At 69.3% G+C, this 15134-nt stretch carries 14 protein-coding genes; 8 read left to right on the top strand and 6 right to left on the bottom strand.

Features of this window, described 5'->3' with window-relative positions:
- Positions 1 to 44: 44 nt before the first annotated feature.
- Genes QT382_RS19330 through QT382_RS19320 form a run of 3 tightly spaced genes read left to right on the top strand, consistent with a single transcriptional unit; the run spans position 45 to position 2748 of the window.
- Positions 45 to 722: a PhaM family polyhydroxyalkanoate granule multifunctional regulatory protein gene (locus QT382_RS19330; protein WP_289255761.1), complete on the top strand. Its 678-nt coding sequence runs from the start codon at positions 45 to 47 to the stop codon at positions 720 to 722.
- A gap of 23 nt (positions 723 to 745) precedes the next feature.
- Complete coding sequence (locus tag QT382_RS19325; RefSeq protein WP_289255760.1) at positions 746 to 1897, top strand: FIST signal transduction protein; 1152 nt, start codon at positions 746 to 748, stop codon at positions 1895 to 1897.
- A gap of 14 nt (positions 1898 to 1911) precedes the next feature.
- Entirely contained in the window at positions 1912 to 2748 is an 837-nt protein-coding gene (locus tag QT382_RS19320; protein WP_289255759.1) for a transporter substrate-binding domain-containing protein, read from the top strand.
- Here the strand turns inward: QT382_RS19320 and QT382_RS19315 are convergent.
- The 5 genes from QT382_RS19315 to QT382_RS19295 are packed head-to-tail and all read right to left on the bottom strand — an operon-like array spanning position 2745 to position 7689.
- Positions 2745 to 3647: an EamA family transporter gene (locus tag QT382_RS19315; RefSeq protein WP_289255758.1), complete on the bottom strand. Its 903-nt coding sequence runs from the start codon at positions 3645 to 3647 to the stop codon at positions 2745 to 2747. The genes QT382_RS19320 and QT382_RS19315 overlap by 4 nt on opposite strands.
- Positions 3644 to 4612 (bottom strand): SDR family oxidoreductase, encoded by a 969-nt coding sequence (locus tag QT382_RS19310; RefSeq protein WP_289255757.1) that lies wholly within the window; start codon positions 4610 to 4612, stop codon positions 3644 to 3646. Before QT382_RS19310 ends, QT382_RS19315 begins: the two co-directional genes overlap by 4 nt.
- On the bottom strand, positions 4609 to 5535 hold the full coding sequence (locus QT382_RS19305; protein WP_289255756.1) for a bile acid:sodium symporter family protein: 927 nt from the start codon (positions 5533 to 5535) through the stop codon (positions 4609 to 4611). Before QT382_RS19305 ends, QT382_RS19310 begins: the two co-directional genes overlap by 4 nt.
- Positions 5535 to 6863 (bottom strand): flavin-containing monooxygenase, encoded by a 1329-nt coding sequence (locus QT382_RS19300; protein WP_289255755.1) that lies wholly within the window; start codon positions 6861 to 6863, stop codon positions 5535 to 5537. The genes QT382_RS19305 and QT382_RS19300 overlap by 1 nt, the downstream gene beginning before the upstream one ends.
- Entirely contained in the window at positions 6856 to 7689 is an 834-nt protein-coding gene (locus QT382_RS19295; protein WP_289255754.1) for an SDR family oxidoreductase, read from the bottom strand. The genes QT382_RS19300 and QT382_RS19295 overlap by 8 nt, the downstream gene beginning before the upstream one ends.
- A 75-nt stretch (positions 7690 to 7764) precedes the next feature.
- Here QT382_RS19295 and QT382_RS19290 point away from each other — a divergent pair, with 75 nt between their 5' ends.
- Positions 7765 to 8532 carry an IclR family transcriptional regulator gene (locus QT382_RS19290; RefSeq protein WP_289255753.1) on the top strand — a complete coding sequence of 256 codons (768 nt, stop codon included), beginning with the start codon at positions 7765 to 7767 and terminating at the stop codon, positions 8530 to 8532.
- Positions 8533 to 8542: 10 nt separating this feature from the next.
- On the opposite strand, the gene QT382_RS19285 is transcribed toward QT382_RS19290, so the two are convergent.
- Positions 8543 to 9433 (bottom strand): transporter substrate-binding domain-containing protein, encoded by an 891-nt coding sequence (locus tag QT382_RS19285; protein WP_289255752.1) that lies wholly within the window; start codon positions 9431 to 9433, stop codon positions 8543 to 8545.
- 56 nt (positions 9434 to 9489) lie between these two features.
- Between QT382_RS19285 and QT382_RS19280 the strand changes: the two genes are divergently transcribed.
- The 4 genes from QT382_RS19280 to QT382_RS19265 all read left to right on the top strand — a co-directional run bounded on the left by QT382_RS19280 (position 9490) and on the right by QT382_RS19265 (position 15096).
- Complete coding sequence (locus tag QT382_RS19280; RefSeq protein ID WP_289255751.1) at positions 9490 to 10986, top strand: FAD-linked oxidase C-terminal domain-containing protein; 1497 nt, start codon at positions 9490 to 9492, stop codon at positions 10984 to 10986.
- The gene (glcE, locus tag QT382_RS19275; protein WP_289255750.1) at positions 10986 to 12068 is read left to right on the top strand and encodes a glycolate oxidase subunit GlcE; all 1083 of its coding nucleotides are present in this window, start codon (positions 10986 to 10988) and stop codon (positions 12066 to 12068) included. The genes QT382_RS19280 and glcE overlap by 1 nt, the downstream gene beginning before the upstream one ends.
- Positions 12068 to 13306, top strand: coding sequence for a glycolate oxidase subunit GlcF (gene glcF, locus QT382_RS19270; RefSeq protein WP_289255749.1), 1239 nt, complete (start codon positions 12068 to 12070; stop codon positions 13304 to 13306). The genes glcE and glcF overlap by 1 nt, the downstream gene beginning before the upstream one ends.
- Before the next feature lie 71 nt (positions 13307 to 13377).
- The gene (locus QT382_RS19265) at positions 13378 to 15096 is read left to right on the top strand and encodes an alkaline phosphatase family protein (protein ID WP_289255748.1); all 1719 of its coding nucleotides are present in this window, start codon (positions 13378 to 13380) and stop codon (positions 15094 to 15096) included.
- The last annotated feature ends 38 nt before the right edge of the window (positions 15097 to 15134 follow it).

The following is a 15134-nucleotide window of genomic DNA, read 5'->3' as shown; positions in this document are numbered from 1 at the left end:
AGGATGGCCCATCCCCCACCCACCCAAAAGCGGAGACCCAGCGCATGGCCGACAACAGCTTCACCAAGTTCGTCCCCGGCTTCGACTTCCTGCAAGGCCTGGTCAAGAACGCCGGCGCGGCCCTGCCCGGCATCGGCCAGTGGGTGGCGCCCACGCTGAACCCCGAGGAGCTGGAGAAGCGCATCGAGGAGCTGCGCACCGTGCAGTTCTGGCTGGAGCAGAACGCCCGCATGCTCAACGCCACCATCCAGGCGCTGGAGGTGCAGCGGATGACGCTGTCCACGCTCAAGACCATGAACGTGCCGCTGACCGAGCTGCGCGACAGCCTCAAGATGCCCGAGCCGCAGATGCCGACCTTCCCCGGCGTACCGGGCATGCCCAAGCCGAAGCCGGCGCGCAAGACCGCTGCCAAGCCCGCAGCCAAGGAGGAAGCGGCCGAGGCCAAGGCACCGCCGGTCGATCCGATGCAGTGGTGGGGCGCGCTCAGCCAGCAGTTCACCCAGCTGGCCGCCAATGCCATGAAGGACCAGGCTACCGACGCTGCCAAGAACCTGGCCGGTGCCATGGTCAAGCAGAGCTTCGATGCCGCCGGCGAGACCCTGCGCAAGGCCGCCTCCATGCCCGGCGCCGTGGCCAGCAGCGTGGCCAAGGGCCTGGCCACCAAGCCGGCCTCCAGGCCGACCGCCAAGGCCGCCGCCAAGACCACAACCCGCAAGCGCTGAGGACCCAAGCCCGGCGCTCCGCCATGAAGCCCTTTGCCACCGCCCATGCCACCCATCCGCAGCCGCAGATGGCCCTGGCCCTGGCGGCTGCGCAGATCGATGCGCAGCGGGCCAGCAGCGGCCTGCGGCCGACGCTGGGCTGGCTCTATCTGAGCGACGCCTTCGCGCCCGCGGCCGAGGCTCTGCTCGACGAGGCGCGCCAGCGCTGGCCCGGCGTGGCCTGGGTGGGTTGCAGCGCCGTGGGCCTGATCGCCGAAGACGCCGAGTACTTCGGCGAACCGGCCGTGGCCCTGCTGCTGGCCGAATTGCCGACTGACCAATTCCGCGTGTTCTCCGGTGCCGCGCCGCTGGGCCGCTGGCCGGCACAGATGGCGCAGGTCCATGCGGATGCGGCCCAGCCCGACCTGGTCGAGCTGCTGGGCGAGCTGGCCGGCAAGACCGCCGACGGCTATCTGTTCGGCGGCCTGCCCAGCAGCGTGCGGCCGGAGCGGGGCGTGCAGATCGCCGAGGGCGTGTGGAGCGGCGGCCTGTCGGGCGTGGGCTTCGGGCCCGGCATCGAGATCCTGTCGCGTGTCAGCCAGGGTTGCCAGCCGCTGGGTCGCGAACGCGAGGTCAGCGACTGCGAGGGCAATCTGCTGCTGGGCCTGGATGGCGAGCCGGCGCTGGACCTGCTGCTGCAGGACCTGGCCCTGCCGGTGCTGACCGAGGCCTCGGAATGGCGCGAGGCGCTGCCTCGGCTGCGCCAGGCCCTGGCCGGGCTGCGCCGCGCTCCGCTGTCCGGCACGCCGCGTCCCCATGCTTTTGGCGACGAGGTGATGGTGCGTCATCTGGTCGGTATCGACCCGGCCCGCCATGGCGTGGCCGTAGGCGAGGGCCTGCGCCGGGGCGACCACCTGAGCTTCTGCCAGCGCAACCGCGAGGCCGCGCGCCGCGACCTGGTGCGCATCTGCAGCGAGCTGCGCGAGGCGGCCGGCGAGCGGCCCATGCAGGGGGCGATCTATGTGAGCTGCGCCGGTCGCGGCGGACCGCATTTCGGCAGCCCCTCGGCCGAGGCCCGCATCGTCCGCCATGCGCTGGGCGAGGTGCCGCTGGTGGGATTTTTCGCGGGTGGCGAGATCGCCCACGACCAACTCTATGGCTATACCGGCGTGCTGTCGGTCTTCGTAGGCTCATGATCCAGCGCCGCCCCTTGCTCGCCCTTTCCGCCGCGCTGCTCGCCGGCGCGGCTTCTGCCAAGACCGTGACCGTGCGGGTGGCCCGCCACGAGGCTCTGCAGGACCCGCAGATCCGCTATGTGCTGCTGCTGTTGCGGACGAGTCTGGAACGCAGTGGCTACACGGTGCAGCTGGAGCAGAGCAAGAACGTGATGGTGCAGAGCCGCGCGCTGCTGGAGCTGGGCGGCGCCAAACCGTCGCTGGACGTGTTCTGGACCATGACCAACCCGGAGCGCGAACGCGACCTGCTGCCGGTGCGCATTCCGCTGGACCGTGGCTTGCTGGGCTGGCGCCTGCTGCTGGTGCGCGCTGCCGAGCTGGAGCGCTGGGCCGGCGTGCAGACGCTGGAGCAGCTGGCGGCGCTGAAGGCCGGAGCGATGTCGGACTGGCCGGACACCGCCATCATGCGGACCAACGGCCTGCAGGTGCAGACCGGCACCCATTTCGAGACCCTGTTCCGCTGGCTGGCCGAGGGCCGTTTTGACTACTTCCCGCGCTCGGTGCTGGAGGTCGGCCTGGAGGCGCTGGACAACGCCGTGCGCGGCCTGGTGATCGAGCCGCATCTGCTGCTGCACTACCCGGCGGCCATGTATTTCTTCGTGGCACCGGCCAAGCCGCAGCTGGCAGCCGACCTGACGGCCGGGCTGGAGTCGCTGGTCCATGACGGCATGCTGGAGAAGCTCTGGCTGGCCCAGTTCGGCGACGTGATCGAGCGCTACCAGCTGCGTTCGCGCCGCCTGCTGAGCCTGCGCAATCCCCTGCTGCCGGCCAGCGCGCCGCTGGCGCGCAAGAACCTCTGGTTCGGGATCTAGCCGCGCCGCCCCAGCTTCAGCAGGCCCTGGTTGACGACCAGGCCCAGCAGCACGGCGCCGGTGCCGGCCCACTGCAGCGGGCTGGGCTGCTCGTCGAAGGCCACGGCGGCGGCCAACAGGCCCACCACCGGCACCAGCAGCGACCAGGGCACGACCCGCGAGGGCGCATGGCGCTTCAGCAACTGGGTCCAGAGGCTGTAGGCTAGCAGCGTGGCCAGCAGGCCCAGGTAGAGCACGGCCAGCAGGGCCGGCCCCTGCAGCGCATGGATCTGGTGGCGGATCGCGTCATGGCCCTGCTGCCAGAAGGCGAGGGCGAAGAACGGACCTATGGGCACCAGGCTGCTCCAGGCGATGAAGGCCAGCGGGTCGTAGTCCGAATGCCGCGCGGCGATGCGGCCGACCAGGTTGGACACCGCCCACATGAAGGCCGCGCCCACCGTCAGCGCGAAGCCGATCAGGGTCATCTGGCCCGGGCCCTCGCCATGGGCCAGGGCTATCGCCAGCAGGCCGGCCAGCGCCACACTCAGGCCCAGCCACTGGGCAGGGCGGGCCTTCTCACCCAGCAGCGGCGCGGCCAGCAAGAGGGTGAAGAAGGCCTGCGTCTGCATCACCACCGAGGCCATGCCCGCCGTCATGCCCAGCTGCAGGCCGGTGAACAGCAGGCCGAACTGGCCCAGGCCCTGGGCCAGGCCATAGGCCGCCAGATAGCGCCAGGGCAGCGGCGGCCCTCGCCACAGCAGCAGCAGCGGTGCTGCCGCCACGCAGAAGCGCAGCGCGCCCAGCAGCATGGGCGAGAGACCCTTGAGGCCCAGCTTCATGACGACGAAGTTCAGGCCCCAGATCAGGACCACGGCGGCGATACGCAGCGCATCGCCGCGGGACAGCGTGCTTGTGCTCATCGCTTGAGGGGCCGGCCTTGGGCCGCGCGGGCGGCGACGAAAGCCTCGAAGGCCTGGGCGCTGGTCTTGGCCGGGACGAAGCCCAGCTCGTTCTTCAGCCTGGTGTTCAGGAGCACCGGCCGGTAGCGCAGAAAGTCCAGCTGCTCGGGGCCGTAGCGGCTGATCCCCAAGGCCGAGCCAATCGCCAGGGCGCTGCGTAGCAGGCCGGCCGGCAGTTCCAGCACCGGCTTGCCCAGCCGAGATGCGATCTCGCGGATAGGCAGGGCGCCGTCACCGGCCAGGTTGTAGACGCCGGCGCGGCCCTGGCGCAGCGCATGCAGGAAGGCGCCGCAGACATCCTCGTCCCAGATGAAGACGAAGGGACTGGCGCTGCCGCGGATGGCCAGCAGACGGCGCTTCTCGAACAGGGCGGTGATCTGGTTGTCCACCCGTTCACCGAGGATGGTGCCTATGCGGAACACGGTCTGCTGCAGGGCCGGATGCCTTTGCCGGTACTCGGCCAGCATCTGCTCGACCAGCTTCTTGTGGTGGCTGTAGGCAAAGGCCTGATTGCCGCGCACCGGCTGGTCTTCGGCTATCCAGTCTGGGTTGTCGGCGTGGTAGCCGTAGGCCGCGCCGCTTGAGCTGACCAGCAACTGGCGCACGCCGGTGGCCACGCAGGCATCGAGCAGGTTCTTGCTGCCCAGCACGTCGACCGAATACTCCAGCTCGCGGTTCGAGTCGCGGCCCGGCGTGACTATGGAGGCCAGGTGGACCACGGTATCAATGCGATGGCCTTGCAGCGCATGGACCAGGCTGGCGTCACGCACGTCCTGCTTCTCGTAGACCACGCCGCTCAGGCGCCGTTCCTGCGGCACTTCGCGCACATCCTGAGCGACCAGCAGCTCGGCCTCGCCGGTGGCGGCCAGGGCCTGGACCAGGGAGCGGCCGAGAAAGCCGTCAGCCCCCGTGACAAGCACTCTCATGCAGCTTCGCCCTTGAAGCGCGTCCGCGCTGCCGGCCGCCTGGCCCACCAGAAGGCCAGGGCCATGCCGATGATGATGTCCAGGAAACCCCAGGCACCGGCCACCACGGCCATGCCGCCCAGGCCGCCGAAGAAGCCAAAGATCAGCACCAGGCCCAGGCCGGCATTGCGGATGCCGACCTCGACCGACATGGCCCGCCGCTCGTACTCGGCCAGGCCCGCCAGCGCGGCGCAGCCATAGCCGAGGCCGTAGGCCAGGGCGTCATGCACGATGACCGCGCCCAGCACCAGGCCCAGGTAGTCGAGGAAGTAGCGCCAGTTGCCGGCGATGGCGGCGACGATGAAGACCACAAGGCAGAGGAAGCTGAGGATGCGCGCCGGCTTCTTGACCTTGTCGGTGAGGGCCGGGAACGAGCGCGCGCAGGCCATGCCCAGCACGAAGGGGATGCCGATGATGGCGATGATGTGCAGGCCCATCTCCAGCGGGTCCAGCGAGATCGCCCGCAGGAGCGGCGCCGCCTGCGGATGCAGGCCGCCCCAGAAGGCCACGTTCAGCGGCATCAGCAGGATGGACAGGGCGTTGGACACCGCGGTCATCGAGACCGACAGCGCGACGTTGCCGCCGGCCCGGTGCGTGATGATGTTGGAGATATTGCCGGGCGGGCAGCAGGCCACCAGGATCATGCCCAGGGCGATGCTGGGCGTGGGCTTGATCGCCAGCGTCAGGCCGAAGGTGATGGCCGGCAGCAGCAGGAACTGCGCCGCGATGGCCACGCCCATGGCCAGGGGCATGCGGGCCACGCGGCGGAAGTCTTCCAGCCTGGTGTCCAGCGCGATGCCGAACATCAGGAAGGCCAGCACGGCATTGAGCGCCTGCAGCGAGGCGGGGCTGAAATTGAGTCGGACCTCGTCGATGGGCAGCATCAGCGACCTCCCGGAATCATCAGGCTGGCGGAAGCCTCGCGCACCGTGCGGCGGTAGACATCCTTGTTGACGTAGTAGGCCATGCGCTCCAGCTTCAGGTAGCGGTAGCCGCCGCTCAGGTCGGGCATGGGTCCCTTGAACTTCGCAGCGAAGGCGGCGGCACGCGCCGGCTCGTCGCTCTGGGCCTTGAGCAGTCGGGCCACCAGTTCGGCTTGCTCGTAGCGGCCCTGCCAGCCCAGGCCGCTGGCCTCGACCATGCCGATCACGGCCAGGTTGGTGAAACGCGGCGCAAAGATGTTCAGGTAGAGCTGGGGCGCCATGCCCTGCCAGTTGAGCAGCTCACGGGCAATGAAGGGGTAGTGCAGCTGGTAGCCGGTGGCCGCCATCACCAGGTCGTAGTCGCGTTGGCTGCCGTCCCTGAAGTGCACGGTCTTGCCCTCGAAGCGGGCGATGTCGGGCCGCACCTTCACGTCGCCATGGCCGATATGGTGAAGGATCAGCGAATTCACCACCGGATGCGACTCGTACATCTTGTACTCGGGCTTGGGGAAGCCGAAGCGCACCGGGTCGCCGGTGAACCACTGCAGGATGCGGCTGTCTATCTTCTGCTTCAGCCAGGGCGGCAGCGTGAGCTTGCCGCCAATGGTGTCGGCCGGCTTGCCGAACACGTACTTGGGCACGAAGTAGTAGCCGCGGCGCACCGAGATGTCCACGCCCTGGGCGTAGTGCACAGCATCGACGGCGATGTCGCAGCCCGAGTTGCCGGCACCGATGATCAGCACCCGCTTGTCCTTGAAGACCTCGGCGCTCTTGTAGTGGCTGGTGTGCAGCATTTCGCCTGTGAAGCTGCCTTCGAAGCGCGGCATGTTCGGCTCGGCCAGCGTGCCGTTGGCAATCACCACGGCCTTGTACTCGGCGCTGTGCGTGCTGCCGGCGGAGTCGAGCCAGGTGACGCGCCACAGCGGCGCAGGGCCATCGCCCACCGGCTCCACGGCCTGCACGCGGCAGCCGAACCGGTAGTGCTGGCGCAGCTCGAAGCGGTCCGCGAACGCGGCGAAGTAGCGCTGCAGTTCCTTGTGGCTCGGGTAGTCGGCCACGTCCTCGTCCATGGGGAACTCGGCGAACTCGGTCATGCGCTTGCTCGAGATCAGGTGGGCCGACTCGTAAACCGTGCTGCGCGGGTTGGCGATGTTCCACAGCCCGCCCACGTCGTTGTAGGCCTCGAAGCCCTGGAAGGCCAGGCCGGCCTTCTGCAGGTTGCGGGCGGCGGCCAGGCCCGAGGGGCCGGCGCCTATCAGGGCGATTTGCTGGCGGGTCTCGTTACTCATCGTTTGTCTTCTTGGGCATCAATCCGGGAATGGCGGTGGCGCCTGCCTCGCCGACGCGCGGCTTGCGCGGCTGGCCCAGCAGGATGCGTTCATGCAGGCGTTCGGGCAGCAGGGCCAGGGCCTTGGAGAGCCAGCCGAGGCGGCGCGGCAGCACGATGTCCTCGCGGCCACTGGCCACGCCGGCCAGGATGCGGGCCGCGGCCTGGTCCGGTTCCAGCAGGCCGGGCATCGCAAAGCGGTTGCCGGCGGTCAGCGCGGTGCGCAGGTAGCCGGGGCTCACCGTCGTGACCTGCAGGCCGGCATCGCGCAGCTCGGCGCGCAAGCTTTGCAGGTAGACGATCAGGCCGGCCTTGCTGGCGCAGTAGGCGCCGTTGCCCGGCAGTCCGCGGCGTCCGGCCAGGCTGGCGATGCCGACCAGGGCGCCGCGGCGCTGCTCGCGCATCGCGGCGACGAAGGGCTGGAAAGTGGCGGCAACGCCCAGCAGGTTGATCTCCAGCATGCGCTGCATCACGGCCAGGTCTTCGGCCTTGGCGGTGTCGAAGCCGCCGGCCACGCCGGCGTTGGCGATCACCAGGTCGGGCGTGCCGTGGCGGCTGATCCAGTCCAGCGCCATGGCGCGTATCGCGGCGCCGTCGCTGACCTCGGGCGTGTAGATGAGGGCGCGCTCGGGGGCCAGGTCTTGCAGCGCCTGCAGGCGCTGGCGGTCCAGGCCGACCAGGGCCACGGCCGCGCCGCTCGCCAGCAGCTGCCGAGCCAGGGCCTGGCCCAGGCCGCCGCAGGCGCCGGTAACGACCGCGTTGGCGAACGGAGCAGGGGTGATTGCCATGGCCGCGAGCTTAGCCAGCGGTCAGAATCGTCTCGGATTCTTTTGCCGATTCGTCCCGGATTCCGAGATTTCTTGATGACGAGCGCCGACAACGAGACCCCGGGCCTGCGCCTGCTGGAGCTGCTGGAACTGCTGGCCCGCGCCGGCCTGCCGCAGAGCCTGGCCGAGCTCTTGCCGCAGAGCCCCTGGCCCAAGCCGACCTTGCACCGCATGTTGCAGCAACTGGAGGCCGGCGGCTGGCTGCAGCGCGAGCCCGACGGCCGTCGCTACGTGCTGGCCGGCCGCGCCCGCGCGCTGGCCGAGGCCACGCTGTCGGGCAGCGCCCAGGCCGGCGTGCGCCATGCGGTGCTGCGCGCCCTGGTGGCCGACATTGGCGAGAGCTGCAATCTCACGGCCCTGTCGGGCGCCGAGGTGATCTACCTGGACCGGGTTGAGACCGCCTTCCCGCTGCGCCTGGAGCTGCGCGCCGGCACCCGCGTGCCGCTGCACTGCTCGGCCAGCGGCAAGCTGTTCCTGGCCTTTGCGCCGGCCCGCCAGCGCCGCCAGCTGCTGGACGGCCTGCGGCTGACCCGCCACACGGCCCAGACCCTCGACAGCCGCGAGCGCCTGGAGGCCGAGCTGGCCCGCATCCGCCATGAAGACCTGGCGGTGGACGACCAGGAATTCGTCGAAGGCCTGAACTGCGTGGCGGTGCCGGTGCGAGAACCCGGCGGTGGCAAGACCGCCGCCGTGCGCTGCGCCGTGGCCTTGCAGGCGCCCAGCGCGCGCTTGCCGCTGGCTCAGGCCCTGGGCCTGGTGGGGCGCTTGCGCGAGGCGGCGGCCGCTTTGGCGCGCAGCCTCTGATCAACGGGGTTCAGCGCAGCTCGACGAACGGATCCAGCTTGAAGCTGCGATAGTCGAAGCCCAGGTCGTCGGCCTGCGGGCTTTGCAGCTGATGGAGCCGGCGCTTGCCCAGCCCCACGAAGCGCAGGGCGGGTTGCAGGTAGTTCATCATCAGCGCCTGCAGCGAGCCGTCCGCATGAGCCTGCTGCAGGCCCAGGGTCAGGCGTTCGATCACGGCCTGGTTGTCGCGGTGGGTGTAGAGGAATTGCGGCATGTCGTAGGCCAGGGCGAAGCTGCGGTCCAGCAGCAGCTCGGGATGCTGCTGGGCTTCCTGCAGCACCTCGAGGATGCTGCGGCAGAACAGGTCCGCCCGGTTCTTGCTGACCATGCGGAACAGCGCGTCGTAGCTGGCGGCCTCGATCACGTGGAAGCCGTTGGCACGCAGGATGGGCACGTCGGCCCAGCCCACGCCCTGGACCACGCTGAACTGCCGGCGCAGCTCGTCCAGCGAGCGGACCTGTTCCACCTTCTGCTGCGACTCGGGCGCGACGAAGCAGACGCGGTAGCCGGTGATGCCCAGCATCAGCGGGAAGCGCACCGGCCGCAGCTCGGGCGCCGTCCTGGTCTCGGAATGTCCGGCGATGGTGACGAAATTGACGTAGGCCTTGCGTCCCGCGCTGAGCAGGGCGCGCTGCTTGTTCATGGGCGCCGCGCTCTGCAGCTTGTAGGGGCCGTGGCTGGCCAGGGTCTTGTCCAGCGCGAGCTTCACGGCGGCGTTGACGTAGGTCTGGCGCTGGTCCTGCAGGCCCTCGGGCGATCGCAGCGTGAGTACCAGCTCGGCGGCCTGGACCGTCAGGCTCCCCGCGACGAGCGTCAGGCTGGCGATCAGCGAACGCAGGGGCAGGGCAGGCCAGGGGTGCATGCGCTGATTAGAGCCCATCGAACCGCTACAGTCGTGGCTTGCCTCGGAGAAGCCTGTTGTCCAACGCCCCCGACGTCCAGAGTTCGCCCCAGCGCCGCCCATCGCAAGCGCGCCTGGTCGATGCCTTGCTGGATGTGCTGCCTGCGCACGCCTTGCTGTGGCGATCGGAAGACACGACGCCCTATGAATGCGACGGCCTGACCGCCTACCGCACGCGTCCGCTGGCCGTGGCCCTGCCCGAGAACGAGCAGCAGGTCGGGGCCGTGCTCAAGGTCTGCCATGAGCTGCAGGTGCCGGTGGTGGCACGCGGCGCCGGCACCGGACTTTCGGGCGGCGCCTTGCCGCATGAGCAAGGCCTGACCCTGGCCCTGGCCAAGTTCAACAGGATCCTCGCCATCGACCCGCTGGCGCGTACGGCGCGCGTGCAGTGCGGTGTGCGCAACCTGGCGATCTCCGAAGCCGTGGCCGGCCATGGCCTCTATTACGCGCCCGACCCCAGCAGCCAGATCGCCTGCACGATAGGTGGCAACGTGGCCGAGAACTCGGGCGGCGTGCATTGCCTCAAGTACGGCCTGACCTTGCACAACGTGCTGCGGGTCAAGGGCTTCACGGTCGAGGGCGAGCCGGTGGAATTCGGCTCCGAGGCGCTGGACGCCGCCGGCCTCGATCTGATGAGCCTGATCGTCGGCAGCGAAGGCATGCTGGCCGTGATCACCGAGGTCACGGTCAAGCTGACGCCCAAGCCCCAACTGGCGCGGTGCATCATGGCCAGCTTCGACGACATCCGAAAAGCCGGCGAGGCGGTGGCGGCGGTGATCGCCGCCGGCATCATCCCGGCGGGCCTGGAGATGATGGACAAGCCGATGACGGCCGCGGTGGAGGACTTCGTCCATGCCGGCTACGACCTGACGGCCGAGGCCATCCTCTTGTGCGAGAGCGACGGCACGCCCGAGGAGGTGGCGGACGAGATCGCGCGCATGAGCGAGGTGCTGCGCGCCAGCGGCGCCACGCAGATCGCGGTCAGCGAGGACGAGGCCCAGCGCCTGCGCTTCTGGAGCGGCCGCAAGAACGCTTTCCCGGCCTCGGGCCGCATCAGCCCCGACTACATGTGCATGGACTCGACCATTCCGCGCAAACGCCTGGCCGACATCCTGCTGGCCATCCAGCAGATGGAGCAGAAGTACGGCCTGCGCTGCGCCAATGTCTTCCATGCCGGCGACGGCAACCTGCATCCGCTGATCCTGTTCGATGCCAACGACGCCGACCAGCTGCGCCGCTGCGAGGAATTCGGCGCCGAGATCCTGGAGACCAGCGTGGCCATGGGCGGCACGGTCACCGGCGAGCATGGTGTGGGCATAGAGAAGCTGAACTCCATGTGCGTGCAGTTCTCCAGCGAGGAACGCAACCAGATGCTGGCGCTCAAGCGCGCCTTCGATCCGACCGAGGGCCTGAACCCGGGCAAGGTGATCCCGACCCTGCAGCGCTGCGCCGAATACGGCCGCATGCATGTGAAGCGCGGCTTGCTCGCCTTCTCCGAGCTGGAGCGTTTCTGATGACGCAGACCGAGGCGATCCAGCAATTGCAGCAGCGGGTGCTCGCGGCCAGCGGGCCGTTCGAGATCACCGGCCACGGCAGCAAGCGCTTCTACGGTGGCTCGCCCGGCGGCGAGCTGATGAGTACCGAGGGCCTGAACGGCCTGGTCAGCTACGAGCCCAGTGAACTGGTCGTCACGGCACTGGCCGGCACGCCGCTGGTCGATCTGGAGATGCTGCTGGCCAGCCAGGGCCAGCAGCTGGCCTTCGAGCCGCCGCGCTTCGAGGGCCGCGGCACGGTGGGCGGCATGGTGGCGGCGGGCCTGGCCGGCCCTTCGCGGGCCAATGCCGGCGGCGTGCGCGAGCATGTGCTCGGCGCCACGCTCCTGAACGGCAAGGGCGAGCTGATGAGCTTCGGCGGCACGGTGATGAAGAACGTGGCCGGCTACGACGTCTCGCGCCTGCTGGCCGGCTCGCTGGGCGTGCTGGGCCTGATCGTCGAGGTTTCGCTGAAGGTGCTGCCGCTGCCGCGGGTGCAGGCCACGCTGCGCTTCGAGATGGACCAGGCCAAGGCGCTGGAACAACTCAACCGCTGGGGCGGTCAGCCGCTGCCTCTCAGCGCCAGTGCCTGGTGGGACGGTGCCCTGGTGCTGCGCCTGGCCGGCAGCGAGGGTGCGGTGCGCAGCGCCTTCCACAAGCTGGGCGGCGAGTTGATTCCCGACAGCCTGGCCCAGCCGTTCTGGCAGGGGCTGCGCGATCAGCGCGACGAATTCTTTGTCGGCGCCGAACGAGCCGTGGCCGCCGGCGCGCGGCTGTGGCGGCTCTCGGTGCCGCAGACCGCGCCGGTGCTCAGCCTGAGCGGCGAACAGCTGATCGAATGGGGCGGCGCCCAGCGCTGGGTCACGACCACGGCGCCGGCCGGCCAGCTGCGCGAGGCTGCGGCCTCGGTCGGCGGCCATGCCACGCTCTACCGCTCGCTGGACAAGAGCCCCGGCGTGTTCGCCCCGCTGTCGCCGCCGCTGGCGCGCATCCACAAGCAGCTCAAGCTGGCCTTCGATCCCAGGGGCCTGTTCAGCCCCGGCCGGCTCTACCCGGATCTTTGATGCAGACGAAACTGGCCCCCGAATTCCAAGGCACGACCGAAGGCAAGACCGCCGAGGAGATCCTGCGCCGCTGCGTGCACTGCGGCTTCTGCACCGCCACCTGCCCGACCTACCAGCTGCTGGGCGACGAGCTGGACGGCCCGCGCGGCCGCATCTACCTGATGAAGCAGGTGCTGGAAGGCGAGCAGCCCACGCGTGCCACCCAGCTGCACCTGGATCGCTGCCTGACCTGCCGCAACTGCGAAAGCACCTGTCCCTCGGGCGTGCAGTACGGCCAGCTGCTGGAAATCGGCCGCAACATCGTCGAGGCCAAGGTGCCGCGGCCCAAGGCCGAGGCGCGCCAGCGCTGGCTCTTGAAGGAGGGCCTGACCTCGCGCGCCTTTGCGCCAGCGATCAAGCTGGGCCAGTGGTTCCGGCCTTTTGTGCCGGCGGCGCTCAAGGACAAGATTCCGCCGCGTGCCGACAAGCGTGCCCACCAGTGGCCGACCCGGGTCCACAAGCGCAAGGTGCTGATGCTGCTGGGCTGCGTGCAGCCCACGCTGGCGCCCAACATCAACTCGGCCACGGCGCGGGTGCTCGATGCCGCCGGCATCCAGACCCTGGTGGCCGACGACGCCGGCTGCTGCGGCGCGATCCGCAGCCACCTCAATGACCACGAAGGCGGCCTGGCCGACATGCGCCGCAACATCGACGCCTGGTGGCCGGTGGTCAAGGCCCATCCGGAGATCGAGGCCATCGTGATGAACGCCTCGGGCTGCGGCGTCACCGTCAAGGAATACGGCCAGGCGCTGAAGCATGACCGCGAGTACGCCGACAAGGCGGCGCGCATCTCGGCCCTGACGCGGGACCTGAGCGAGCTGCTGCCCTCGATGCTGCCGGCGCTGAAGTCCAGGCTCGGCAAGCGCAGCGGCGGCACCGTGGCCTACCACCCACCCTGCACCCTGCAGCATGGCCAGCAGCTGCGCGGCGGCGTCGAGTCGGCCTTGCGCGAACTGGGCTTCAGCGTGGAGACCGCCGGTGGCGAGAACCATCTGTGCTGCGGCTCGGCCGGCACCTACTCGGTGCTGCAGCCCGAGCTGTCCAAGCAGCTGCGCGACCGCAAGCTGCGCGCGCTGGAGCCGCTGCAGGCCGAGACCATCCTGTCGGGCAACATAGGCTGCATCCAGCAGCTGCAGTCGGGCACGGCCGTGCCGGTGCAGCACTGGGTCGAGCTGCTGGACCGCCATCTGGCCAGCTAGTCTGAGCCTGGCTTGTCATTTCTTTACAGACGGCGGTTAGAGTCGTCGTCTGCCGTACTGACAAGAAGTCCATGAAAGCAAGCCGTCCTCTCGTGATCCTGAGCACCCTGGCCGCGGCCCTGCTGGCCGGCTGCGCCAGCGAGCCGCCCAAGCCCGTGGCGCCGACCAAGCCCAAGCTGCTGGTCTTCATCGTGATCGACGGCCTGCCGATGCGCCAGGTGACTGGCTACCGCGACCAGTTCGCGCCGGACGGCTTCCGCCGCTTCCTGGATCGAGGCGCCACCTACCTGGAGGCCCATTACAGCCATGCCCACACGGTGACCGCCGCCGGCCATTCGGTGATGCTGACCGGCGCCCATCCGCAGCGCACCGGCATCATCGGCAATGAATGGGTGGATCCGCAGACCCGCAAGGAGGTCTACAACACCCAGGACAAGGACTACCAGTACATCGGCAACAAGACCGACAGCATGGCCGGCACCAGCCCACGCATGCTGCAGGCCGAGACCGTGGGCGACGTGCTGCGCACGGCGGATCCGCTATCCAAGGTGATAGGCGTCTCGGGCAAGGACCGCGGCGCCATCCTGCCGGCCGGCCACAAGGGCCAGGCCTATATGTTCATGGGCGCCACCGGCCAGTTCGCGTCCAGCACCTATTACATGGACAAGCATCCGGCCTGGGCCGAGGCCTTCAATGCGGCCAAGCCGGCCGATGCGCTGTACGGCAAGGTCTGGACGCCGCTGCTGCCCGACAAGTGCGCGGACGGCAAGACTTCGCAGCAGGCCTCGCCCGGCGCGCCGCTCTACGCCTGCGGCGCCTATGCCCGCTCGGCTGCCGACGGCCAGGACTTCCAGAGCACCGAGAAGAGCGTCAACGGCAACACCCTGCCGGCGGTGATCGGCGGCAAGCTGTCCGGCCCGGGCGCCGAGTTCTACAAGCTCATCCTGCCCAGCCCCTATGGCGACGAGCTGACCCTGGCCTTTGCCCGCGCCGCCGTCGAGGGCGAGCAGCTGGGCCTGGACGAGCATCCCGACATCCTGACGGTCAGCCTGTCCAGCCACGACTACGTCAACCATGCCTTCGGTCCCGAGTCCAAGCTCTCGCACGACCACATGCTGCAGCTGGACCTGCACCTGCAGGCTTTCTTCCAGTACCTGGACCAGCGCGTCGGCAAGGGCAACTACCTGCTGATGCTGACCGCCGACCATGGTTTTGCCGACACGCCGGAATGGGCCAAGTCGCTGGGCCGCGATGCCAAGCGCGCGTCCAGCAAGCAGATGCTTGAGTACACCAATGCCGGCCTGGTGCAGCGCTTCGGCGAAGGCAAGTGGGCCACGGCCACCTCGGCCATGGGCCTGTTGTTCGACGAGCAGCTGATCGCCCAGCGCGGCCTCAAGAGTGAGGACGTCTACCAGGCGGCCAAGCAGGTGCTGCTGACTCATCCCGAGGTGGCGGCCGTGTTCACGCCCGACCAGCTGCGTTCGAACGACGAGAGCACGCCCTACCTGGCGGCGATGCGCAAGTCCTGGCATCCGGACCGGGCCGCGCCTGTGCAAGTCATCCCCAAGCAGGGCCGGCTCTACAGCACCCGTACCAGTGGCAGCTCGCACGGCACACCCTATGCCTACGACCACCACGTGCCGATCCTTGCCTGGGGCCCGGCCTGGGTGGGCCAGGGCGAGGTGAGGCAGTGGGTCGAGGTGGCCGACATTGCGTCCACGCTGTCCGGCGTGTTCCAGATTCCCGTGCCGCGCCAGTCTCAGGGAAAGCCCTTGCCGCTGCCGCGCTGATCGCAGCGCCGGATGTGAACTATCCCCATTGAAGCGGC

Origin of the sequence: Pelomonas sp. SE-A7 (assembly GCF_030345705.1) — a bacterium.
In the GTDB taxonomy this organism is placed as follows: Bacteria; Pseudomonadota; Gammaproteobacteria; order Burkholderiales; family Burkholderiaceae_C; genus JAUASW01.
Note: the sequence above shows the minus strand (reverse complement) of the source record. Positions and strands in the feature narration are given on the sequence as shown.